The organism is Microtetraspora glauca (genome assembly GCF_040656155.1).
GTDB lineage: Bacteria > Actinomycetota > Actinomycetes > Streptosporangiales > Streptosporangiaceae > Microtetraspora > Microtetraspora glauca.
Map to the genome: position 1 here is coordinate 46,389 of NZ_JBFALK010000022.1, position 22,903 is coordinate 69,291.

Here is a 22,903-nt window from a genome sequence, read left to right on the forward strand (position 1 = left end):
ACTGAGCATGATACCGCTCGTCGGGCGGCGGCTCAGTTCTCCACCTCGGCGGCGGGTTCCGTGGTCGGGTCGAGCTCATGTGCCCGCGCCAGGTCGGCCTTCGCCTCGTCGAACCGGCCCAGGTCACGCAGGGCGATGGCCCGGTTGGCGTACAGCGCGGCGTCCTCCTCCAGCTCGATGGCCCGCGTCAGGTCCGCCACGGCGCCTTCGAGGTCACCGGTCTGGTAGCGCAGGATCCCCCGGTTCGCCCAGGCGCCGCCGATCGCCGGATCCCGCGCCACCGCCGCGTCGAACGCCGCGCGCGCCTCGGCGTACCTCCCGGCGGCGGTCTCGATCTGGCCGAGCACGCCGTGCAGATGCGGGTTGCCGGGATCGATCTCCAGGCCGGCTTCGACGTCCCGCCGAGCCGCCTCGTGCTCGTCGAGCATCGCCAGGACACCCGCGCGGTTCACGTAGGCGTCCAGGAAGACGGGGTCCAGCTCCAGCACGTGGTCCAGATCGGCGCGGGCACGATCCAGGTCGCCGCAGGACAGGTGCAGCTCGGCCCGGTTGTAGTACGCCTCCGGAAGGGGCGGGCTCACCCTGATCGCGGTCTCGTAGTCGGCGAGCGCGTCGTCCGGCCGGCCCATGGCGAGCAGCAGGTTGCCGCGGTCCAGGTAGTGGTCGGGGAAGCCGGGATCGATCGCGATGGCCCGATCGAAGTCCCGTAGAGCGTCGGCGTTCCGGCCGGACCGCGCCAGGAGCTGGGCCCGGTTGGCGAAGAGGACCATCCGGTGCAGGGGATGCGCCTCCGGCGGCAGATCCCGCTCGGCGAGTTCGATCGCCGACTCCACCAGGCGCATGGCCTCCTCGATCCGGCCCTGCCGCAGCTCGATCAGCGCGCGGCCGTTGCGGTCGAAGCCGAGCTTGAACGCCCTCTCCCGGCGATCGGGCAGCAGCGCCGACACCGCGATCGCCTCGTTGATCCACCCCGTGGCCCTGCCGAGGTCACGCCGTGCCGGGTCGGGGTCGCGCGCGTCGAGCATGGCCGTGCCGTACGCGGCCGCGGCGTGGACGGCGGGGTCCACGCTGGTCCGCCGGGCGGACTCGTAGAGCTCGAACGCCTCGTCGCGGCGGCCGAGCCCGGCCAGCGCGGTGGCCGTACGGTGGGTGAAACGCCACCAGAGGTCGGAACCCGGCGCGGCCAGTCGGAGCCCGCGCGGGCCGAGCTCGGCCACGGCATGCAGGAACCCCTCGCCGACGCAGTGGTCAACCGCCGCCCACAGCGCGGACACCGCGGCGTCCTGATCGCTTCCCCGTTCACGGTGGTACGGCACCGCACCCAGCAGGTGGTCGTCGGAGAGTTCGGCCGCCCTCCGATCGTGTGCCCTGGCCCGGTCGCCGGGTGGCAGCGCCAGATAGGCCGCGTACGCCTCCGGATCGTCCGTGGTGCCGTCCGAGGCGATGTAGTCCTCGGGCGGCCCGTCCACCGGAGGCGCGGCCCTCAGGACGAGTTCCTCGCTCCACCTGACGGGCGGCTCCGGAGCGCCGAGCGCCACGACGAGGTCGGGGACCCTGCGCATGAGGACGGCCAGCAGTTCACGGTCGGTGGGGTCGGCCTCATGCATGTTGTCGACGCGCAGCGCGCCAGGCCCCTGCAGACAGTCCCTCACGAACTCGGCGATGCCGTTGGCGAGGCGCAGGGTCCGGCGGGGGGCGGGCACCAGGATCCGCTCGTCCTCGTGCAGGCGCGCGCCGATGGACTCCTCGCGGGCCCGCACGAGTCGCCGCAGATCGGGAGCGACGGCCCGGATCTCGACGCTGTGCGCGGCCACCAGGTCCGGGGAACGCTCCAGCGCGGCCGGGACGAGTGCGCGCAGCACCACGCCACCGATGGTGTACGGCCCGCGCAGCCGTCGATGCCCGTTGATCACGGGCGCCACGGGCGAAGGCAGTTCCAGGGCCTGGAGGGCGGCCAGGCGATCGCGGGAAAGTGTCCCCCGAACCCAGATATGGCGGGAATTCCGCCGGGAGTTCCCCGTCACCCCTTGTGAATCACACTCGACGTTCCGGTGAGCCGCACCGTGCCGGGCTTGCGGACAATGATCTTTTTCATCGTGCCTCTTTTCCGTGACAAGGCACAAGTATTGGCACAAAACGGTAATCCGCAAGGCCCGGCAGGGTGGTTTATCTGATTAGTTGCGGCGAAACAACAGGAGTAAGGTATTTCTCTCCATAAAGCACCACGCTGCCGCCGCGATCCTCACGCCGGACCTCGCGCCAACCGTACTTCCGGTAGAGCTCGATGGCGGCGCCCTGTTGCAGGGTGGTATCCCCGCGCAGAAGGGAGTAGCCCAGCTCGCGGGCGCGTTCCTCCAGCCGTTCCAGGATCATCGCGCCGAATCCGCGGCGCTGGAACTCCGGATGGACCCGGAGCCGGCACATCTCCACGGTCTCGTCGTCGATGCGGCGCAGGCCGCCCATCGCGACGATCCGCCCGCCGGGCTCCTCGCCGACCAGGAACTCGCCCCGGTCGACGATGTACACCGCGTGGATCCGTGGGAAGTCGTCGTCGTAGTAGACGCCGTCACCCGGCGCCAGGCCGACCTGGGCGAGGCTGATCTGGTGCAACGCCCAGACCTCGTCCAGGTCGGACCAGCGATATCGCCGGATCCGGAGCTTCCCCGTCACGTCTGCTGCCTGTCCTGCTCGGCGATCGTGGCGACCTCGCTCATGTCCAGCTGGGCGGGAATGAGGCATTCGCGGTACGAGGCCAGTGCGGGGCTCTCGCCGTACTTCGCCTGGACCGCCTTGAGCAGGTCGTACGCCGGGCGCATCACCAGCTCGGTGCGATAGTCCCGCTCGATCGCCTCGATGGCACTGCGGCCCATGTCGAGCGCCTCCTCGACCTCGCCCTCGATCAGGCGGCACTGGGCGCGGTCGAACCGGATCAGGGTCTGGTCGAGCAGGTCCTCACCGGAGTATTTGCCGAGCGCCTGCTCCAGGATGAGGTCGGCCTCCAGCGTCTGCCCCAGCTTGACCAGGACGTCGCCCTGGTAGAAGTAGAGCTGGCGCTCGGTGTAACCGAAGGCCGGGTCCTCCTGGTCGTTGCTGCTCATCTGCGCGAACGCCGACCTGGCCCGGGTGAGCGCCCGTTTGGCCTGGTCGACGACGTCCTTCTTCGCGCCGGTGCTGCCGGCCATCATGGCCAGTGCCCTGGCCTCGACGACCGGCGCCATCGTCCTTGCCGCGCAGGGGGTCTGCCCGGCCATGTCCCGGCTCTTCTTGGCCAGCGTGAGGGCCTCACGCGGGTCGCCGTAGTAGAGCGGGACCAGCGCCTCGCGAGCGGTCACCCAGGCGCGCAGCGCGCGGTCGCCCGTCTCGTCCGCGGCGGTGCGGCCGGTGCGGAAGAAGGACCGGGCCATGCGGTGGTCGCCCAGGTCGATCATGATCATGCCGCAGAGCCCGGAGAGCTGCGCCGTCATGCGGCACAGCCGTTCCTGCACGTCCACCGGCTGGCGCCGCTCCATCGCCTTGCGCACTGTGGAGTACTCCAGCAGCACGTCGCAGAGCAGGCGTAAGGGTGGCGTGTTCATGTACTGCCTGCCGAAGCCGGTGGTCGTTTGCTCCCACTGGTCCAGCATGGCGGGCGAGACGGAGGCCGAGGCCATCGTCTCGTCCATGTGCCGTCGAATGTTCTCCACCGCACCGAGCACCTGGTCGTTCAGCGTCACACCGCCGGTGCCGGCAAGGAGCTTCAGCAGCGTCCTCCGTAGCACGTTCTCGTCCTCCTCGCCCCCGTCCGCGGAAGGGCTGCCGCCGTCCGGCTGTATCCACAGCTCACGCACATTGGGGGAAGTGTCAGGTATTCCCTCTTCGAAGTCGCAGCCGCGGACCGTGCCGGGCATGCCGTGGCCGTGGCCACAGATGCACGGGCCCTCGTAGCCGAGAGCGGCCGGTTCCACCCGGTAGACGGAACACAGGTAGTGGAGGTACTCCGGGCCGGGCTTCTTCAGCCCCGACTCGTAGGCGGACAGAAGTGTCTCGCCGATCCCGGGGACGGACTTGCCGTCCCGCTCGAAGAGCGCCCGTACCTGTTCGATCACATCCGCGAGTGCGATGCCGTTCGACAGGCGGTGCGCTTTGATCTTGGTCGTGCCGAACTTCGGTCCACACGCGATGTGGATCTCGTCGGCGATCAGAGCCAAGCCTCGCCCGGCGGCCAGGCCTCGGGCCCGGACCTGCCGTGCGATCTCTGTCTCCCTGTGCTGCCTGCCGGACATCCCGGCCCCTCTCTCGCGGTCGGCCGCGCATTGCCGATCGCGTGTCCCGAAGGGTCCTCATCTGCTGACGCAGCGTAACGTGTCTGTCGCGCTGCGACTACACATGAATGATGGACCAGAATTTGCGCGGCCAGGACAAGCGCTTGAACGTGCTGACTAAGGATCGTCCCTCAGCAGGTGGTTTTCTTCAACCTGCTTGGGGGTTTGCCTATCCGCTGAGACGGCCGGCCTCGTTGACCCGTTCATGCTTGGTGAGTCATCTTGACCCACCGGGACCGAATGTGCGGGGACACTCACCCGGCGCATCGGCTCAGTCGAACCCCAAGGAGGACACCGAAGTGGAGGAGGACGATTTCCAGCGCCTGGAACTCCTGGTATCCGAACTCGACTCTCGCGGCCTTCTCGCCCGGGTCGTGCGCACCCAGTCCGGCCGCCCCTTCGTACGGGTGATCAATCCGAACGCCACGAGCCTCGCCGAGAACGTCGTGTGCAGGGCCGCGGACTACTGGTGGTCCTGGGGAGAGCGGATGCACCGGGCGGACGACCCGGCCGGTGCGGCGCGCAAGGTCGCCCGAGTGCTCGCCGCGGTGAGTGAATAGCGCACCGCGGCTGCGCGGGGCCGGCGGAGTGCACGGTGCGGAGCGGCCCGTGAGGCCGGCCGTGGAGACACGGCTCGCCCGGGACGCTGTGCACCCCCGGCCCCCACATCCTCGTGTACGGCAGGCGCGGCCGTACACGACATGCCGCCGCCCGGTCCGGCCGCACAGGCCGGACCGGGCGGCCATCGAGGGGGATCCCCTCCCGGAGAACGGCACGGCGCGCGCGTCCGGGTGCGCGCGCCGGCCCTGCCGTACGTCGCAGTGAAAGCCCCGCCCGTTCCTTCGCGATCGGGCGGGGCGATCCGCCTTCCCCGGCGATGTGACGGCGGCCGGTTCGGTCTGCAGAATGAGTTAGGTTTACCTGCCCGTTGCCGACCGAACCGATCCGGGGGGATCCACCTCGTGTTCCCGTACGCGCCCACTCCGACACCGTCCCCGACGGGCGACTTTCTCGACACGATGGAGGACTCGGCGACCGCGTTGAAGGAGGCATGCAAGAGCGGCAAGGGCCTGACCTGCTCGATCCTCAACGCGTCCTTCCCCGACGGGGTGTACCCCTGGGTTCCGCTCGTCGCCGGGATCATCGATGCCCTGCTCACCCTGTGCCTGATCCTCGCCGTCGCTCTCGTGGTACGAAGCGTCGCGCACCGGCTCATCACCCGGGTGACCCTGCGGGCCAGTGAGGGCGTCCTGCCGGAGCGACTCAGGAACAGGTCGCTCAACTCGAGCGAGGCGAGCACCGCGATCCTCACCGAGCGCCGCAGACAGCGCGCCGAGACGATGGGCTCGGTGCTGCGGAGCCTGTCCTCGGTCGTGATCCTCGGCACGGCCGCCCTGATGATCCTGTCCAATCTGGGCATCGAGCTCGCCCCTCTGCTCACCAGCGTCGGCATCATCGGCGTCGCGGTCGGCTTCGGCGCGCAGGAGCTGGTCAAGGACTTCATCGCCGGCATGTTCATGCTGCTGGAGGACCAGTACGGCGTCGGCGACGTGATCGACACCGGCGTCGCGACCGGCACCGTGGAGGCCGTAACCCTGCGGATCACCAGGATCCGCGACGCCGACGGCAAGGTGTGGTACGTACGCAACGGCACCATCAGCCGGGTCGGCAACGAGTCCCAGGGCTGGTCGCGGGCCGTCCTCGACGTGCCCGTGCCGTACGAGGCGGACATCTCGGTGGTGCGCGAACTGCTCAAGGACGTGGCCGCCACTCTGTGGGAGGACCCGGAGTACCGCGACGTCCTGCTGGTGGAGGAGCCCCAGGTCTACGGCCTGGAGCAGATCTCCGACAAGGCCGTCATCTTCCGGATCAGCGTCAAGACCGCTCCCGCTCAGCAGTCCGACGTGGCGCGCGAGCTGCGCATCCGGATCAAGCGGGCGTTCGACGAGAAGAGCATGGTCTTCGCCGGCTGAACCTACTGGCGGGTAACTGGCCTAGGCTGAAGCGGTGACAACCTTCTACGAGGCCGTCGGAGGCGAGGACACGTTCCGGCGGCTCGTCCACCGGTTCTACGAAGGCGTCGCCGAGGATCCGGTGCTGCGCCCGATGTACCCCGAAGACGACCTCGCGGGGGCCGAGGACCGGCTGCGCATGTTCCTCATCCAGTACTGGGGCGGCCCCAACACCTACAGTCAGGAACGCGGCCATCCGCGGCTGCGCATGCGGCACGTGCCGTTCGTGATCGGCGAGGCGGAACGGGACGCCTGGCTGAAGCACATGGACGACGCGGTGCGCTCGCTGGAGCTCGCCCCCGAGCACGAGGAGCAACTGCTGCGCTACCTCGTCTACGCCGCGCACAGCATGATGAACGCATAACCCGCGCGGCCGCGGGGCAGCGATGAGGCATGCGTGAAACCCCCTGGTGGCATGACGCCGTCGTCTACGAGATCTACGTCCGCAGCTTCGCCGACTCCACGGGTGACGGGATCGGCGACCTGGCCGGCATCCGGGCCCGCCTGCCCTACCTCGCCGACCTGGGCGTCGACGCGATCTGGCTGACGCCGTTCTACCGCTCCCCCATGGCCGACGGCGGCTATGACGTCGCCGACTATCGTGACGTCGACCCGCTCTTCGGCTCGCTGGACGATTTCGACGACCTGGTGGCCGACGCGCACGACCACGGACTGCGGCTGATGGTGGACATCGTCCCCAACCACAGCTCGGCGGCCCACCCATGGTTTCAGAAGGCCCTCAACGCGCCGGAGGGGTCACCCGAGCGGGATCGGTACATCTTCCGGTCCTCCCCCGCCGGACGCCCCGGCACGGAGCCGAACAACTGGCTCTCGGTGTTCGGCGGACCCGCGTGGACCCGCCTGCCGGACGGCCAGTGGTATCTCCACCTCTTCGCACCGCAACAGCCCGATTTCAACTGGAACAACCCCGAGGTACGGGAGGACTTCCTCACCACCCTGCGGTTCTGGCTGGACCGCGGCGTGGACGGCTTCCGTATCGACGTCGCGATGGGCCTGCACAAGGCCGAGGGACTGCCCGACACCACGATCGGATTCGGTGCCCGGTCGCCGATCTGGAGCCGTCCCGAGGTGCACCAGGTCTACCGCGAGTGGCGCGAACTCCTCGATTCCTATCCCGGCGAGCGCGCCGCCGTGGGCGAGGTCTGGACGGATTCGGCCGAGGACCTCGCCCTCTACGTACGCCCGGACGAACTACACCAGAGCTTCAACTTCGCCTGGCTGGAGGCGCCCTGGTCGGCCACCGCGTTCCGCGCCGTCATCGACGCCACGCTCACCGCGATGCCGGCTCCGACGTGGGTGTTGTCCAACCACGACGTCGTACGGCACACGACGCGCTACGCCGAGGGGGCGGCCCCGTCGGCCGGACTGGCCCGAGCACGCGCCGCCCTCCTGACGATGCTTTTCCTCCCCGGGTCGGCATATCTCTACCAAGGGGAGGAATTAGGGCTAACTGAGATAAAGGACCTTCCCCCCGAAGTTCGCCAGGACCCCGTCTTCTTCCGGACACAAGGGGCGATGCCCGGCAGGGACGGCTGCCGCGTCCCGCTTCCCTGGTCGGGCACCGCCCCGCCGTACGGGTTCGGGCCGGGCGGGACATGGCTGCCGCAACCCGCGCACTGGGCCGGGCTGACCGCCGAGCGGCAGACGGCCGACCCCGACTCCACTCTGTGGTTCTATCGCAGGGCCCTGGCCGCCCGCCGTACCCTTCGCGGCACCTTGCCGGACACGGTCACCTGGCCGGACTCCCCCGCGGACGCCCTGTTCCTGTCCCGAGGGCGGCTGATCTCCGCCCTCAACTGCGGCACCGAGCCGGTACGGCTCCCGCCCCACGACCGGGTCCTGATCTCCAGCGGCCCGCTGGACGGCGCCCTGCTGCCGCCGGATACGGGGGCGTGGCTGCTGCGGGACTGACGTCAGTCCTCGACGGAGAAGCGCTTCAGGTAGGCGAGTTCGTCCTCGGTGAGCCTGCGGGGACGGGCGCCCGCGACGTCGTAGGCGACCATCACCGACCGCGCCCGGACGAAGACCTCCTCGTCGTCCTTGATCTCGTAGGCGAGGGTGAACCGCGACGGCCTGATCTCGGTCACCCAGGTCTCCACCCGGACCGGGTCCGGCCGGAACGTCAGCGGACGGCGGTAGTCGATCTCGTGCCGGGCGACCACCAGACCCTGATGGGAACGGCCGCCCTCACGGACGGGGTCCACGAACAGCATGCCCAGCCGGGCGTCTTCGAGGTAGTCGAAGAACCGCACGTTGTTGACATGGCCGAGGCTGTCGATGTCCGCGAAGCGGACCTGGCGGTGGAAGACATGTCGACGATCGGCAGGAGGGACAGCACGACCGGCGCCGTCGGAGAGAGGTTGTCCGGACACACCGGAAACCGTATTCCACCCGCGAACTCCGCCCGCGGGCGGGGGTCGCGGCGGCGCCGGCCGGACGCTTCTAGTCCCGGGTCAGCTTGCGGTAGGTGACGCGGTGCGGACGGGCCGCCTCCGCGCCGAGCCGCTCGACCTTGTTCTTCTCGTAGTCGGCGTAGTTGCCCTCGAACCAGAACCAGTTCGAGCCGCCCTCCCACGCGAGGATGTGCGTGGCGATGCGGTCGAGGAACCACCGGTCGTGCGAGGTGATCACCGCGCAGCCCGGGAAGTCGAGCAGCGCGTTCTCCAGGCTGGACAGGGTCTCGGTGTCGAGGTCGTTGGTGGGCTCGTCGAGCAGCAGCACGTTGCCGCCCTGCTTGAGGGTCAGGGCGAGGTTGAGGCGGTTGCGCTCGCCGCCGGACAGGATGCCCGAGGGCTTCTGCTGGTCGGGGCCCTTGAAGCCGAACGCCGCGACGTACGCCCGGGACGGCATCTCGACGTTGCCGACCTTGATGTGGTCGAGCCCGTCGGAGACGACCTCCCAGACGTTCTTCTTCGGGTCGATGCCGGCCCGGCTCTGGTCGGCGTACGAGATCTTGACCGTGTCGCCGACCACGATCGAGCCGTCGTCCGGCGTCTCGCCGTTGGTGATCATCCGGAAGAGGGTCGTCTTGCCGACGCCGTTCGGACCGATGACACCGACGATGCCGTTGCGCGGCAGGTCGAACGAGAGGTTGTCGATGAGGATGCGGTCGTCGAAGCCCTTGGAGAGCTTCTCCGCCCGGATCACCGTCGTGCCCAGGCGCGGGCCCGGCGGGATCTGGATCTCCTCGAAGTCGAGCTTGCGGTACTTGTCCGCCTCGGCCGCCATCTCCTCATAGCGCTGGAGACGGGCGCGGCTCTTCGTCTGGCGGGCCTTGGCGTTGGAGCGGACCCACTGGAGCTCCTCCTCCAGGCGCTTCTTGCGCTTGACGTCCTTCTGGCCCTCGACCTTGAGACGGGCGGCCTTGGCCTCCAGGTAGGTGGAGTAGTTGCCCTCGTAGGCGTAGCAGCGACCGCGGTCCAGCTCCAGGATCCAGCCCGCCACGTTGTCCAGGAAGTAACGGTCGTGGGTGACGGCGAGAACGGTCCCGGGATACTTCTCCAGGTGCTGCTCCAGCCACTGCACGCTCTCGGCGTCGAGGTGGTTGGTGGGCTCGTCGATCAGCAGCAGGTCGGGCTGCTCGAGCAGCAGCTTGCACAGCGCGACCCGGCGGCGCTCGCCTCCGGACAGCTGCGTGACGTCCGCGTCACCGGGCGGGCAGCGGAGCGCGTCCATGGCCTGCTCGAGCTGGCTCTCCAGATCCCAGGCGTTGCGATGGTCCAGCGCGTCCTGCAGCTTGCCCATCTCCTCCAGCAGCTCGTCGCTGTAGTCGGTGGCCATCTGCTCGGCGATCTGATTGAAGCGGTCGAGCATCGCCTTGGTCTCGGCGACGCCCTCCTCGACGTTGCCGAGGACGGTCTTGGACTCGTTGAGCGGGGGCTCCTGCTGCAGCATGCCGACCGTGAAACCGGGCATCAGCCGCGCGTCTCCGTTGGACGGCTGCTCCAACCCCGCCATCATCTTGAGCAGCGTCGACTTGCCCGTGCCGTTCGGGCCCAGAACACCGATCTTGGCTCCGGGCAGGAAGGACAGCGTGACGTCGTCGAGGATCACCTTGTCACCGTGCGCCTTGCGCACGCGCTGCATCGTGTAGATGTACTCCGGCATGTCTCCAAGGGTAGTGGCACCCACGGCAGCTTCAGCCGGTGATTTCGTCCCCTGAGCGGGGTGGAGGGGCCGTCGGGCGCGCGGGCAGGCAGATGCGGTCCCGGCCGAGCTCCTTGGCCCGGTAGAGGGCGAGGTCGGCGGCGGCGAGCAGCTCGATCAGGTCGTGGCCGTGCATGTTCATGACCGCCACCCCGGCCGAGATCGTCACGGTGACCATGGCGTGGTCGGCGGGGACCGCCATGCGGCCCACTCGGGAGCGCAGCCGCTCGGCCACCCGCCTGGCCTCGGTGACGTCGGCGCGCGGCAACAGGATCACGAACTCCTCGCCGCCGAACCGGCCCACGACGTCGTAGTCGCGCAACTGGTTGCGCAGCGTGGCGGCGACCCCGATCAGCACCTGGTCGCCGACGAGGTGGCCGTAGGTGTCGTTGACCCGCTTGAAGTGATCGATGTCGACGATGAGCAGCGCGAGCGTCTCACCGGTGCGCCGGGCGCGGACGATCTCGGTGTCGGCCTCGCGCTGCCAGGCCGCGGCGTTGAGCAGCCCGGTCTTGGGGTCGGTGCGCGCGGCGGCCTGCAACTGGGCGTGGAGCAGGCTGCGCTGCAGCAGCACGACTGGCGGCAGGGCGAGCAGAAGCAGGGCCAGGTTGAGTCCGCACGCGATGGCGACCGTGACGCCCAGGCAGAGCTCCACCGTGTCGAGCAGCGCGCTCTCGCGGTTCCAGACGAACTCACGCCACCGGGTGTCGGGATCGGCGGTCCGCACGGCGACGGCGATGAGAGCCGTGTTGAGGATCGTGAACATCGCGGCGCAGGCCACCGCCGCCATGATGGGCAGCGCCCGGCCGCTGGACAGCTCGGCGGGCACGGGTATCCACGCGTGGAACGCCACCGAGGCGGCGCAGGCCGCCACGCCGATCGCCGCGGCGCTGAAGACCCTGCGGTAGGCCACCGTGGCGCGGACGCGCACCTGCAAAAGGATCTGCAGCGGGATGGGGGCGAGCAGCGCGTACAGCGGCGGGAGAAGCAGCACGACCGGAAGCCACCAGGCCGACAGCAGGTCGCGGGACACGCCGGCCGGCATGCCCAGCCGGCGTGTGGCCTCGATGCAGACGGCACCGCACCCCGTCAGGGCGGCGAACGCGGCGACGTCGGAGATGTGGAAGGTCGTGACCGACAGGAGATACGCGATCGCGGCCAGGTCCAGCGCGACGATGCCGCAGAAGTAGGCCATGAGGGGACGGCGCTGACCCAGCAGGGGCCACCGACCGCGCCGCGAGGGCGATCCGTCCCGCGGTGTGGCCGAGGTCTGGCTGGGCGCCGTCATCCCGTCTCCCCACGCATCCCTGCACTGTCTCCAGCGTCTCACGATGTGTAACACAATAGTTGCGGAGTGTGCGTCACGCGACGGGAACCGCTACCTTGGGCAGTCGGGCTGTCCGGGTGTCCGGACGGACTCACGAGGTAACCGCTCCTTCACGAGGGGGCCGTGTGGGAAGGGAGCAGCCATGGTGCGGGGTGTGACCTGGACCTGACGAGGGTGCTCTTGCAGCGACGCGGATGTCGCCATCGGCCGATCCCCGGACGTTCCTTGTTGGGGCACCGGCCCTGTACGGCCGATGCCCTCCCCACCAGTTGACTCTCCGCGTCACGCGGCCAGCGTCTCGGACACGGTCTCCACCGGCCACGGCGCGTACTCCCCCGACCCCGGCGCCATGTCACCCGGCGCCGTGTCACCCAACGCCTTCTCACCAGACGGCGAGCGGTCCTCCGCGTGCGCCGCGGCATCGTCCGGCCGAGGGGCCTCCTCACCCGAGCGGGATCCGGCTTCGTCCGCGTGCGGCGCCTGCTCGCTCACGTGCTGGACGGCTCTGAGCTCCCACTCGCGGGTGGTTTCCTCCATGCCGCGGCGTTCGGCGGCGCTGGGCATCGCCGCGAAGGATCGAGCGGGTTTCTCGAAAGTCGCGATGCCCCATTTGAGGTCATGCCCGACCGAGGTGGCCTCGATCTCCGCCCAGAATCGCTGCTCGCCCTGCCGGTCCTCGAACTGCTTGATGCGGAGCCTGCCGTACACGACCAGCGGGTGGCCCTTGCGCACCGACTGGGCGACGTTGTCGGCGAGAGCGCGGTAGCAGCGGACCATGTAGTAGGTCGTGTCCTCGGTGGTCCACGTCTGGGTCTGCCGATCGAGCACCCTGCGGTTGACCGCGAGCCGCAGCGTCGTCGCCCGCGAGCCGTCGGGGAACTGGTACTGCCGGGGGTCGGCGGCGACGTTGCCGCTCAGCGTGACGTAGATGTCGCTCATCAGGTGCCTCCCAGGTCCGGACCCTCGCCGGACACCGGGACTCACTCTGACCGGCCCCCGCCCGATCCCCCGCCGCCGAATCCGGTTCTGTGGACAACCGGCGGCCTGGGGACGACTCGCCGCGGTCGCGTCCGGCTACTTCCGGGACGCGGCGGCCACGGCTCCGAAGTAGTCGTTGTAGCGCCGCAGCTCGGTCTCGACGGGCGCGATCACCATCTCCTCGGCCACGGTGGACACCCGGCGGCGCATGTCCTTCTCCAGGCGGTCCCGCTCGTTCGCGGCCCCCAGGACGACGAAGTTCCTGCTCGCCATGCCGGAGAGCGCGCCCAGGCCGAGGACGCTGGCGATCATCAGCGCGAGCCACGGCAGCACTCCGACGTCACCGAGGATCTCCGCCGGCGCCTTGCCCAGGTCGAGCACGCCGTACGCGAGGATCGACCCGGCCCAGGCGACTCCCGCGACGAACAGCACGACGAGGAGGTACTGCCAGATCTTGAGCAGCCACCACCAGCCGGGCACCCGGTCAAGAGGCGGGGCGATCTGGGACAGTTCATCGGAAAGGGTCGCGGGCAACTGGGCGGAACGCGACCGTGCCGCGTCGCGCACGCCCGCCTGCCAGACCTCCGGCATGCCCGGGGTGAGCCCGTCCGCCAGAGCCTGCACGGCGTTGTCCACCTCGGCGGGCTGCGCGCTGACGGCGCTGCCCACCAGGCTGCGGATCTCCTCCTTCACGTCACCGAGCCGCAGGCTGCTCAGCGGGTCGGGCCGCAGCCTGGCCGCCCATCGCGCGTACGGCCAGCCGACCCAGTCGACGGAGCGGACGCCGTACACGTTCTCCATGGCCTCGCCGAGTGCGGAGACGCCGACCGCGTCGCACAGGGCGTCGATCAGCCCCGCGCGGCGTGCGTCGTCGACGACGGGCTCGACGCGCGGAATGTCGGAGACGTCCTTGGCCAGGGGCACCATGAGCCGGTCGAGATCCGCCTCCAGCCGCTGGAAGGCCGCGCGGCGGGCGGCGACCGACTCGGCGAGCACGGCCTTGAGATCGTCGACGCCGTCCCCCGTGAGGGCGGAGGTCACGACCACCCGCGGGCCGCCGACGCCTTCGTCGGCGAGCAGCTCACGCAGGTCGGCCACGCAGATCTCCCGCTCCTCGGGAGTCAGCCGGTCGGACTGGTTCAGCACGAAGACCGTCACCGCGTCGTGCCCGGCGAGCTCGGTGACGTAGCGCCGGTGCACAGAGGCGTCCGCGTACTTCTGCGGGTCGAGCACCCACACCACCAGGTCGGAGACCTTGATCAGACGGTCGGCCTCGGTGTCGGTGAGCGCCCGGATCGAGTCGTGGTCGGGCAGGTCGAGCAGGATGAGCCCGTGCAGCGGGCTCTCGCCCTTGTCGAGCGCGCTGGCGCGGGCGAAGCGGTGGCGCCACTGGATCTGCAGCCAGTCCAGGAGCGGCCCGGCGCCGTCCAGGCCCCACACGCAGGCGTGGGTGCGCGCGGTGGTCGGCCTGCGCACTCCGGTGGGTGACAGCTCCAGACCGGAGACGGAGTTGAACAGGGACGACTTGCCGCTGCCCGTGCCTCCGGCGAGCGCGACCACCGTGTGGTCCGGGGAGAGCCTGAGCCGGTCGCCCGCGCGTACGAGCAGTTGGGCGCTCTCGGTGAGCGACGCCTGGTCGGCCCGGCCCGTGCCCAGCTCCACGATCCGCGCGAGGGCGGCGAGCCGGGCCCCCAGGGCGTGCTGGACGTCGGTGATGCTGGCAGTCATCGTGCGACCTCGAGGTTGTACGTCGCCTGGTACAGGCGGGTGGCTGCTGCCTCGTCCGGGATTCCCGCGCCGTCGAGCGCGTCCACGTACCGCAGGGTCTCCTCGTCGAAGACCATGCCGATCCGCGCGCGCAGGTCGCTCCGGGCCTTCGCGCTGATGCTCCGCAACGACTCCGCGCCGAGGAGCCCGCGCAGCAGCCGCTGCGGCAGCGCGCCGGTCCCCGGCCCGGACGACACATCCGTGGTGCCGTATCCGAGCAGACCCACCGTGAAGATCAGGGCGAGCGACTCGACGTCGAAGGAGACGAGCCGAGCCACCGACCGCTTGGTCACGCCCTCGGTTCTGATCAGCTCGGTCACGTGGTCCTGCCAGGCGCCGATCGCGTGCGAGGTGCGCTGTACGGCGTCGTCGGAGGAGCGGCCGAGGCCCGGGGTCAGGGCCAGCCGGTCGCCCGCGCCCGCGCGCTGCCGCCAGCGCGCGACGACCTCCTCCGCGGCCCGCTGACCAGCAGAGTTGATCATGCTTTCGAGCGCGGTCCTGATCGCCTCTCTGAGCGCGCGCAACCGCTGCGGCCCCCGCGGGTTGCCCTTGCCGCCCCTGCGGAGCTGCAGGGTGCGGATCAGGTCGCCGGATCCCGCGAAGTCCTGCCAGCGGGCCAGCACCTCGCCACGGAGCAGCGAGCCGTTCCTGGTGGCCTCGTCGATGTCGGCCAGCGCGCCCATGTAGGCGGCGTCCACGTCGGAGCGCAGATCGGCGCGCAGCGCCACCTGCGTTTCCAGATGCCTGGCCAGGGCGGGCACCCGGGTCCTGAAGCTGTCCAGGACGCCGTTCAGGGTCGCCTTGACGGCCGCCGCCCGCCGCTCGTCGTCCACGGAGAGGTCGGCCAGCCACATGCGCAGCTCGGTGACCTCCTTGTCGGGAAGCCGCCCGTCGGTGACCGCCGTCTCGTTGATCACGAACCGCACGGCGTCGGCAAGGCCGTACTCGTCGAGCATCCGGCCGAAGTGCTTCACGATGACGTCACGGGACTTCGCCGGCACCCGGGAGAGCACGATGACCAGGCGCGCGCCGCGTTCCTTGGCCAGCCGCAGCAGGTTCCACGAGGGCGCGTCGGCGTACCGGGACGCGGTGGTCACGAAGACCCACAGGTCGGCCGCGTCGAGCATGCGGTGGGCGATCTCGTGGTGCTCCTCGACGACCGAGTCGATGTCCGGCGTGTCGAGCAGCGCCACGCCCGGCGGAAGCCGTTCGGTGGTGGACAGCACGATGCTGTCCACGCCCGCGCCCTTGGCGGGCCGGTCCAGCCGGGTCAGCCCGCCGAGCAGGTCACCCTCGGCGAACCACTCGTGGTCGTCGGGGTGGCAGACGAGCACCGGCGTTCCGGTGGTGGGGCGGCGTACCCCCGTCGCGCTCACCCGCTGTGCGGCGAGCGTGTTGACCAGGGTGGACTTGCCCGCCCCGGTGGAGCCCGCGATGACGATCAACGCGGGGGCGGTGCTCATGTGCACGCGCGGGATGACGTAGTCCTCGAGTTGGGCGAGCACCGCGGCCTGCGCCTTACGGGCCTCCTCCGCCCCCGGCACGTCCAGGCCGAAGTGCAGGTCCTCGACCGCCACGCGGAGCTGGTCGAGCGACTCCGTCAGCGCCGCGGACACCGGATCCGGCAGCGGGACCGCGCGTACCCGGCCCTCCGGAGCCTCCTCCGGCTCGTCCTCGGCGTACTCGGTGTGCGGGTCGTACCCGCTGTTCTCGGTGGACTCAGTGGTCTCGGTGGACCCAGCGCGCTCCGTGTGCCCGGCCCGCTCGTCGTCCGAAAGGTCGTCCGGCCCTTCAGCGGTCTCCTGGAGGTCGGTGGGTGCTCCAGGCTCCTCGATCGCCTCGCGCCACTCGACGTCCTCGGTGTCGTCGACGTTCCCGGGCTCGGCCGCGACCAGGGCGACGTCGATCTCCTGGACGGCTTCGGTGTCCGGGGGGACTTCGGTGTCCTCGACCTGTCCGGTCCACCCGTCGGTCCCGAACCGCCCGCCCTCTTCCGGCCGCTCGACGTCACGGAGGACATCCGGGGCATCGAAGACGTCGGCACTGCCGAAATCGTGGGGCTCGACGCCCTCAGCGTCCGGTTCGCGGGTGTCGGCGCCGATCGCGTCGGTACCGGACACGTCGATGCCGGTCAGATCCGTGCCGGTCGTGCCGGACTCGCCGGAGTCGCCGGAGTCGCCGGGCGTAGGCTCGGCGCCTTCGTCCGGGTTTCCCTCGTGTACGGCGGCGCCGCCGGCGCTCACCACATGTTCGGCGCCCGCCGCGTACCCGATCTCCTCGACCGCGCTCGCCTGCGCGGCGTCGTCCGGCAGTTCGGCGTCCTGCGGGTGATCGGCACGCGCGGGCGGCTCGGTGCCCGGGTCGTGCGGGGCGCCGTCGACCGTGCTCACCGCGGGTTCGGCGTCGTCCCCGATGGTCGCCTCGGACGTGCTCTCGATGAGCGCGCCTTCCGCCGCGTCACCGTGGTCGCCTTCCGGGTCCGTGGGTACGGCGCCCACACCGGAGTCGGCCGGCGCACCGGGCTCGGCGGGAGTGTCCGGCATCCCGACGATCTCGGAACCGGTGTTCTCGCCGCTCGCGGCCTCTTCACCGCTCGCGGGTTCCTCGGCGACGCTCTCGTCGATCGCGTGAGGCGCGTCGGCGGGGGCGGACGCCCTGGCCGGGTCGGACGACCTGACCGCGCCGAAGGCGTCCCATCCGGGAACGTCCTCGGCCACGGCGGCGAACCCGGCGCTCACCACCTCGGCCGGGTCCGGAACGTCGGCGGCTCCGGGCGCGGCGACGCCGTCCCGCACGGCGCTCGAAGCGGGTCTGGGGGCGAAGGCGTCCCATTCCGCCGAATCCTCCGGCCGCTTGCGCGTGGAGGCGGCATCCCAGAGCGAGCCCCCTCGTTCCGGGGCCTCCTCGGCGGAGCCGTCCGTGGTAGCGGGGGCGTCCCAGACGGGCGGCTCGCCCCCCGGGGTCTGCCGGATGAGGATCTCGCGCGCGGACGCGTCCCAGACGGACGACTCCCCCGCCGGGGCCCCCGCCGCGGAGCTCCCAGACACGGGGCTCCCGGGCACGGGGCTCCCAGGCACGGGGCGCTCAGATCCAGGGCGCTCAGATCCAGGGCTCTTCGGCTCGGCGCTCTCGGGGACGGACGGGGCGGGGGCTCGGGGCGGCTCCGGCGGGCCGGCGGCTCTCGGTGTGCCGGGGTGACCACCGAGCGGCGACGTCCGCCGGGGCTGCTGCGCGGCGAAGGCGTCCCATCCCGGCGTGGCCCACGCGGTGCGGTCACCGATGCCGGGGCGGTCAGGCTCGCCCGCGCCGGTCACCTCGGAACCGCTGGTGTCCTTGGCCGCGAAGGCGTCCCAGCGGTCGCCCGTGTCCGCGGCGGAACCGCCGACGGGGGTGGCCGGTCGCACCGTGAAGCCATCCCAGCTGTCACCGGTGTCCCATTCCGGACGGGTATGGCCGGCGGCCGTTACGGCGGAGCCGGTCGCGCCCCCCTGTCCCCCTCCGGACCGTCCCCCGTCGGAGGGGTCGGTGTCCCGGATGGGGCGGAACGCGACGGTCTGCTCCCCCGGCGTCTCCGGATGCTCATCGGTGTGATCGATGGCCTGCTCCTCGTTCTTCTCGGCGTGGCCGGACCGGTCGACGGGCCCGTTGTCGGGCGTCTTCCTGGCAGCCGATTTCACGGGATCCGCTCCGCTCGCACCATCTCGATCTCCTGGCCGACTCTGACGACCTCGCCGACGATCACGATCGCCGGTGGCCGTATCCCGGTCGCGGTCGCGCGCTCCGCCACCGTGGAGAGCGTGGCGGCGAGAGCTCGTTGGGTGGGAAGAGTACCGTCCTGCACCACCATCACGGGAGTTTCCGGCGAACGTCCGTCTCGTACGAGCGCGTCGGCGATCTCCGCGATCCGCTCGACGCCCATCAGCAGTATCAGCGTTCCCTGGGATCTCGCCAGTCCCGCCCAGTCGACCGTCGATCTCGGGTCGCCGGGCGCCACATGGACGGAGATCACGTGGAACTCCTGGCTGACCCCTCTGTGCGTGACGGGCACGCCGGCGGCGGCGGGCACCGCGACCGCGCTGGTGACGCCGGGAACCACGGTGACCGGGATGCCCGCGCGGGCGCAGGCGATCATCTCCTCGCCGCCGCGCCCGAAGACGAACGGGTCGCCGCCCTTGAGCCGGACGACGAACTTGCCCTGCCTGGCGTGTTCGACCAGCAGCTCGTTGATCCGCTCCTGGGCCAGGTAGCGACCGTACGGGATCTTGGCCGCGTCGATGAGCTCGACGTCGGGCGACAGCTCGTCGAGCAGGCCGCGCGGGGCGAGCCGGTCGGCCACGACGACGTCCGCCTGGGCGAGGAGCTGGCGGCCGCGGACGGTGATCAGGCCGGGATCGCCCGGTCCTCCGCCGACGAGCGCGACGCCGACGGGCTTGCCGCGGTGTCGCCGCGCGTCGACCGTGCCGTCCCTGAGCGCGTTGACGACCGCGTCGCGGATGCCGGCGGCCCTGCGGGGGTCGCCCCCGGCGGTGACCGCGACGCCGATCTCGCCGACCCGGCCGCTCGCGGGCGTCCAGGCGGCGGACGCCTCCTTGTCGTCGGCGCGTACGCACCAGATGCGCTTGGCCTCGGCCTCGGCGGCGACCGCCGTGTTCACCTCGCGCCGGTCGGTGCAGACGTGCACGAGCCATGCCGCATCGCAGTCGCCGACCTGGTACGGCCGGCGCTCCCAGGTGATCCGGCCGTCGGCGATCAGGTCGTCGAGGGCCGGGGTGGCGCTGGGCGAGACCAGGGTGACCGACGCCCCGGCGTCGAGCAGCGCGGGGATCCTCCGCTGGGCGACGCGGCCGCCGCCCACGACCAGGACCCGCCGTCCGTCCAGGCGAAGGCCAAGCAGGTAGGGCGCCATGACCCCTATCTCCCTAATGCGTCAAGCGTGCTCTGTTAGGAGGCAAATTTACCGGTTGACCGGTGACCGGCGGCTCAGCGGATCAGGCTTCGTCGAACGGGGCGGACGCCGACGTCCGCGCGGTAGATCCTACGGCAGAGCCGTCATCCCTCTTTTTCCGTCACACCGGCGGAGTCGAAGGTGGCGACCTCGTGCATCACGCGTACGGCGGCGCTGACGATCGGGTGGGCGAGCAGGCCGCCGGTGCCCTCGCCGAGGCGGAGTTCGAGGTCCACGAGCGGCCGCAGGCCGAGGTGGTCGAGCGTGGCCGCGTGGCCGGGCTCGGCCGAGCGGTGTCCCGCGACGCAGTAGCCCGCGACGGCGGGAGCGAGGGCCACGGCGGCGAGCGCGGCGGATCCGGCGATCACGCCGTCGAGGATGACCGGCACCCGCGCCGCGGCGGCGCCGAGGATGAACCCGGCGATGGCGGCGTGCTCCAGCCCTCCGACGGCGGCGAGCGCCCTGAGCGCGTCCTCGGGCCGCTCCGGCGTGAACCCGTCGGCCGCCCGCAGTCGGTTGACCTCCAGCGCCCGGCGCACGATGCCGATCTTGTGCTGGTGGGTGGCGTCGTCGATGCCGGTGCCGCGTCCGGTCACCTCGGCGGCGTCACGGCCGGTGTAGGCGCAGATGAGCGCGGCGGACGCGGTGGTGTTGGCGATGCCCATGTCCCCGGTGATCAGGCAGCGGGCGCCGGCCTCGATCAGTTCCCCGGCCACCTCGACGCCCACCCGCAGGGCGGCGGCGGCCTGCTCCGTGGTCATGGCGGGGCCGGCGGACAGGTCGGCCGTGCCGTACGCGATCTTGTGGGCGCGCAGGCCGGGCGCGGCGGGCAGGTCGGCGGCGACGCCGACGTCCACCACGGTCACTGAGGCGCCGGCCGAGGCGGCGAAGGCGTTGGCGACGGCCCCTCCGGCCAGGAAGTTGGCCACCATCTGGGTGGTGACCTCTTGCGGCCACGGGGAGACGCCCTGGGCGTGGACGCCGTGGTCTGCGGCGAAGATCGCGAGCGCGGCGGGCACCGGCATCGGCGGCGGGCAGACGCCCGCGGCTCCGGCGAGCCGTACGGCGACGTCCTCGAGCGCGCCGAGCGCGCCGCGCGGCTTGGTGAGCCGGTCCTGGTGCTCCCTGGCCCGTGCCATGGCGTCCTGGTCGGCCGGGCGGATCGCCGAGATCGTCTCATCAAGCGGTGTCACGCGTGTACTCCAATGTCAGACGGGGGTGGGGATCTCCGACTCTGGCTCGTCCCTGGTCATCCGCTCGACGGCCAGTGCCTGCGTGAACCGGCGGCGGGCGGTCCAGGCTTCCGGGTCGGCGGCGCCGGACAGGGCCTCCTCGTACCGGTCGATGACGACGTCGGCCAGACCCTCGCAGTCGCCGATGACCTCGGCGCAGCGGATGTCCAGGCCCTCGTGGTTCGCGCCGTACGCCAGGGCCTGGGCCCAGATGCGCTCCAGGACGCCACCGGCGAACAGCAGGTACGGCAGGACGATCACGCGCTTGGCGCCGAGTCTGCGGCAGCGCTCCAGGCCACCGGGGACGCCGGGCCTGTTGTGCGAGACGTAGGCGGTCTCGACGGTCAGCATGTCGGCCGCGTGCTCTTCCCAGAACAGCCGGGAGACCCGGTGCACCTCGGCGTTGACGGCGGGGTCGGCGGCGCCGTGGCCGACCAGGACCACGGCGGTCTCGGCGGGATCGATGTCTTCGGGGGTCTCGTCGGTGACGAGCCGCGGCATGTCGGCCTGGGCGTCGGCGAGCCGCTCGGCGAGCAGTTCGAGCACGCGGGGGTCGGGGCCGAGCGGCCGGGCGAGGTCGAACTCCAGCGTCGGGTGGCGCTCCTGCTCCAGCGCCATCGTGCCGGGGATGTCGCCCAGGGCCTCGCGGTCGCCCGTGAGGCTGAGCGGCAGCGCTATGACGTGGTGGTGACCGTGCGCGATCAACGAGGAAACGGAGTCGCTGAGCTGCGGCCTGGCCTTCGTGATGAAGCCTCCGGTGACCTCGGCGACGCGCCGGTCGAGCCGGCAGCGGAGCCGATGGACGAACCTGCCGAACTCGGCGACGCCGGTCTCATCGTGGGTCCCGTGCCCGACGAGCAGCAGCGGCGGTTTCATCTGCCTGATCTCCTATGCCTTGACCTGCGGATTTGTAATCCGGCTCGCGAGGATAGCCGACGGTGCCGACGGCGGGCACTGCTCGCGCCGTAGGCAGAGGTCAGGAGGGCGAGACGATCAGCCGGCTGGTAGCCGCTCCGAACGTAGGAAATTTCATTGCATTTCCCCTTTGAGCACACTGAACATTACGGCATCGGACCGCCCTCCGGGCACCGGAACGGCCTGTCTGAGGACGCCTTCCTGGACGAATCCGGCCTTCTTGGCCACCGCCCGGCTGGCGTGGTTGCCGGTCGCGACGACCAGTTGGACACGATGGAATCCGAGGGTCAGGAGGTGCTGGGTGACGATCCGCGTGGCCTCGGTGGCGTAGCCCAGCCTCCGCGCCCATGGCGACGTCCAGTACCCCACCTCCACGTCGCCGCGCTCCCGGTCGGCCCGCTGTACGCCGATCGCCCCCGCGAGCCGCCCGCCGTCCCGGGGCTCGATCGCGAAGTTGGCGCCGGATATGCCGTTCGTGTGGGCCAGGCGAGTGCACCACTCCACGGCTCGTTCGAGGGTGTAGCCGGCGGCCCAGGGCATCCAGCGGCCGATCTCGGGGTCCTCCGTGACCGCAGCGAGCACGTCGAAGGCGTCCCGCTTGGCGAACGGCCGCAGGAGCACGCGCTCGCCGCCGAGCCGGCTGTCGAAGACGGTACGGCCGTCGCCGCGCAGCAGGCCGAAGACCACCAGGTCGTGCGGGCCGTCGTCCTCGAACCCGGCGCCGCGCAGCACTCCCTCCCGGGTGAACCCGGCCTTCTCCGCGACCCGGATGGAGGCGGTGTTGTCCAGGTTGGCGCGCAGCTCGACCCGCCGGAGCGCCCCCGCGCCGAGCACCCGTTCGGTGAGACCCCGGACCGCCTCGGGGGCGAATCCCCGCCCCCGGTAGTTGGGGCGCACGCCGTACCCGACCTCGGTGGTGCCGGCTCCCCACTGGGTCTTGAACAGGCTGATGGCCCCGACGATCACACCCCTCGCCTCCATCGCGAGGTGGATGCCCTGGCCGGAGCGCCACAGTTCGTGCACCCCCTGGGAGAGCCAGGGGGCGATGCCGAGGGGGTGGCCGGGGGCGCCGGGCGGCAACCCGGTGATGTGCCCGCGCTCCTTGATGATCTCGCTCACCTGCCCGGCGTCGCCGGGGCCGAAGGGCCGCAGCACGAGCCTCTCCGTCGTGATCGTGAGGCGCTCGTCAAACACGGATTCCCTCCGAATGCGATGTTTGGGGGGGACGGGACGGGTACGGGCCTCCACATGACCCGATT

The 22,903-nt window shown here is 71.0% G+C and carries 17 protein-coding genes; 4 read left to right on the forward strand and 13 right to left on the reverse strand.

Annotation, left to right across the window (positions count from 1 at the left end; all coding sequences use genetic code 11):
* Positions 1-32: 32 nt before the first annotated feature.
* From AB0I59_RS32905 to AB0I59_RS32915, 3 genes are all read right to left on the reverse strand, one after another.
* Positions 33-1,922, reverse strand: coding sequence for a tetratricopeptide repeat protein (locus tag AB0I59_RS32905; protein ID WP_358139080.1), 1,890 nt, complete (start codon positions 1,920-1,922; stop codon positions 33-35).
* Positions 1,923-2,166: 244 nt separating this feature from the next.
* On the reverse strand, positions 2,167-2,670 hold the full coding sequence (locus tag AB0I59_RS32910; protein ID WP_061260526.1) for a GNAT family N-acetyltransferase: 504 nt from the start codon (positions 2,668-2,670) through the stop codon (positions 2,167-2,169).
* Positions 2,667-4,262 carry an NsdA family TPR-like regulatory protein gene (locus tag AB0I59_RS32915; RefSeq protein ID WP_358139083.1) on the reverse strand — a complete coding sequence of 532 codons (1,596 nt, stop codon included), beginning with the start codon at positions 4,260-4,262 and terminating at the stop codon, positions 2,667-2,669. Before AB0I59_RS32915 ends, AB0I59_RS32910 begins: the two co-directional genes overlap by 4 nt.
* 338 nt (positions 4,263-4,600) lie before the next feature.
* On the opposite strand from AB0I59_RS32915, the gene AB0I59_RS32920 reads away from it, so the two are divergent.
* The 4 genes from AB0I59_RS32920 (at position 4,601) to AB0I59_RS32935 (ending at position 8,245) form a co-directional block, all read left to right on the forward strand.
* On the forward strand, positions 4,601-4,861 hold the full coding sequence (locus tag AB0I59_RS32920) for a hypothetical protein (protein ID WP_061260529.1): 261 nt from the start codon (positions 4,601-4,603) through the stop codon (positions 4,859-4,861).
* 402 nt (positions 4,862-5,263) lie between these two features.
* Complete coding sequence (locus AB0I59_RS32925) at positions 5,264-6,274, forward strand: mechanosensitive ion channel family protein (RefSeq protein ID WP_061260532.1); 1,011 nt, start codon at positions 5,264-5,266, stop codon at positions 6,272-6,274.
* A gap of 34 nt (positions 6,275-6,308) precedes the next feature.
* Complete coding sequence (locus tag AB0I59_RS32930; protein ID WP_061260533.1) at positions 6,309-6,677, forward strand: globin; 369 nt, start codon at positions 6,309-6,311, stop codon at positions 6,675-6,677.
* 29 nt (positions 6,678-6,706) lie between these two features.
* Entirely contained in the window at positions 6,707-8,245 is a 1,539-nt protein-coding gene (locus AB0I59_RS32935; RefSeq protein WP_358139088.1) for a glycoside hydrolase family 13 protein, read from the forward strand.
* Positions 8,246-8,247: 2 nt separating this feature from the next.
* Here AB0I59_RS32935 and AB0I59_RS32940 read toward each other — a convergent pair whose 3' ends face one another.
* The 10 genes from AB0I59_RS32940 to AB0I59_RS32985 all read right to left on the reverse strand — a co-directional run bounded on the left by AB0I59_RS32940 (position 8,248) and on the right by AB0I59_RS32985 (position 22,838).
* Positions 8,248-8,706: an acyl-CoA thioesterase gene (locus tag AB0I59_RS32940; protein WP_061260537.1), complete on the reverse strand. Its 459-nt coding sequence runs from the start codon at positions 8,704-8,706 to the stop codon at positions 8,248-8,250.
* Positions 8,707-8,776: 70 nt separating this feature from the next.
* Positions 8,777-10,441, reverse strand: coding sequence for an energy-dependent translational throttle protein EttA (ettA, locus tag AB0I59_RS32945; protein WP_061260540.1), 1,665 nt, complete (start codon positions 10,439-10,441; stop codon positions 8,777-8,779).
* A 31-nt stretch (positions 10,442-10,472) separates the two neighbouring features.
* Positions 10,473-11,768 (reverse strand): GGDEF domain-containing protein, encoded by a 1,296-nt coding sequence (locus AB0I59_RS32950; RefSeq protein WP_358139093.1) that lies wholly within the window; start codon positions 11,766-11,768, stop codon positions 10,473-10,475.
* Between the two features lie 321 nt (positions 11,769-12,089).
* On the reverse strand, positions 12,090-12,746 hold the full coding sequence (ssb, locus tag AB0I59_RS32955) for a single-stranded DNA-binding protein (RefSeq protein WP_358139096.1): 657 nt from the start codon (positions 12,744-12,746) through the stop codon (positions 12,090-12,092).
* Between the two features lie 135 nt (positions 12,747-12,881).
* Positions 12,882-14,513, reverse strand: coding sequence for a P-loop NTPase family protein (locus AB0I59_RS32960; protein ID WP_061260543.1), 1,632 nt, complete (start codon positions 14,511-14,513; stop codon positions 12,882-12,884).
* Positions 14,510-18,229, reverse strand: a complete 3,720-nt coding sequence (locus AB0I59_RS32965; protein WP_358139100.1) for a dynamin family protein — start codon at positions 18,227-18,229, stop codon at positions 14,510-14,512. Before AB0I59_RS32965 ends, AB0I59_RS32960 begins: the two co-directional genes overlap by 4 nt.
* The gene (cobA, locus tag AB0I59_RS32970; protein WP_061260544.1) at positions 18,226-19,458 is read right to left on the reverse strand and encodes a uroporphyrinogen-III C-methyltransferase; all 1,233 of its coding nucleotides are present in this window, start codon (positions 19,456-19,458) and stop codon (positions 18,226-18,228) included. Before cobA ends, AB0I59_RS32965 begins: the two co-directional genes overlap by 4 nt.
* A 143-nt stretch (positions 19,459-19,601) precedes the next feature.
* Positions 19,602-20,690 (reverse strand): nicotinate-nucleotide--dimethylbenzimidazole phosphoribosyltransferase, encoded by a 1,089-nt coding sequence (cobT, locus tag AB0I59_RS32975; protein ID WP_082777532.1) that lies wholly within the window; start codon positions 20,688-20,690, stop codon positions 19,602-19,604.
* Between the two features lie 15 nt (positions 20,691-20,705).
* Entirely contained in the window at positions 20,706-21,605 is a 900-nt protein-coding gene (locus AB0I59_RS32980; RefSeq protein WP_082777533.1) for a sirohydrochlorin chelatase, read from the reverse strand.
* A 153-nt stretch (positions 21,606-21,758) separates the two neighbouring features.
* Positions 21,759-22,838, reverse strand: a complete 1,080-nt coding sequence (locus tag AB0I59_RS32985; RefSeq protein WP_358139105.1) for a GNAT family N-acetyltransferase — start codon at positions 22,836-22,838, stop codon at positions 21,759-21,761.
* Positions 22,839-22,903: the final 65 nt, after the last annotated feature.

Excerpts from the sequence above, each read along its gene's own strand:
- ettA (WP_061260540.1), bottom strand. The coding sequence starts at position 10,441 with ATGCCGGAGTACATCTACACGATGCAGCGCGTGCGCAAGGCGCACGGT.
- AB0I59_RS32980 (WP_082777533.1), bottom strand. The coding sequence starts at position 21,605 with ATGAAACCGCCGCTGCTGCTCGTCGGGCACGGGACCCACGATGAGACC.
- AB0I59_RS32935 (WP_358139088.1), top strand. The coding sequence starts at position 6,707 with ATGCGTGAAACCCCCTGGTGGCATGACGCCGTCGTCTACGAGATCTAC.
- cobA (WP_061260544.1), bottom strand. The coding sequence starts at position 19,458 with ATGGCGCCCTACCTGCTTGGCCTTCGCCTGGACGGACGGCGGGTCCTG.
- ssb (WP_358139096.1), bottom strand. The coding sequence starts at position 12,746 with ATGAGCGACATCTACGTCACGCTGAGCGGCAACGTCGCCGCCGACCCC.
- AB0I59_RS32950 (WP_358139093.1), bottom strand. The coding sequence starts at position 11,768 with ATGACGGCGCCCAGCCAGACCTCGGCCACACCGCGGGACGGATCGCCC.
- AB0I59_RS32960 (WP_061260543.1), bottom strand. The coding sequence starts at position 14,513 with ATGACTGCCAGCATCACCGACGTCCAGCACGCCCTGGGGGCCCGGCTC.
- AB0I59_RS32915 (WP_358139083.1), bottom strand. The coding sequence starts at position 4,262 with ATGTCCGGCAGGCAGCACAGGGAGACAGAGATCGCACGGCAGGTCCGG.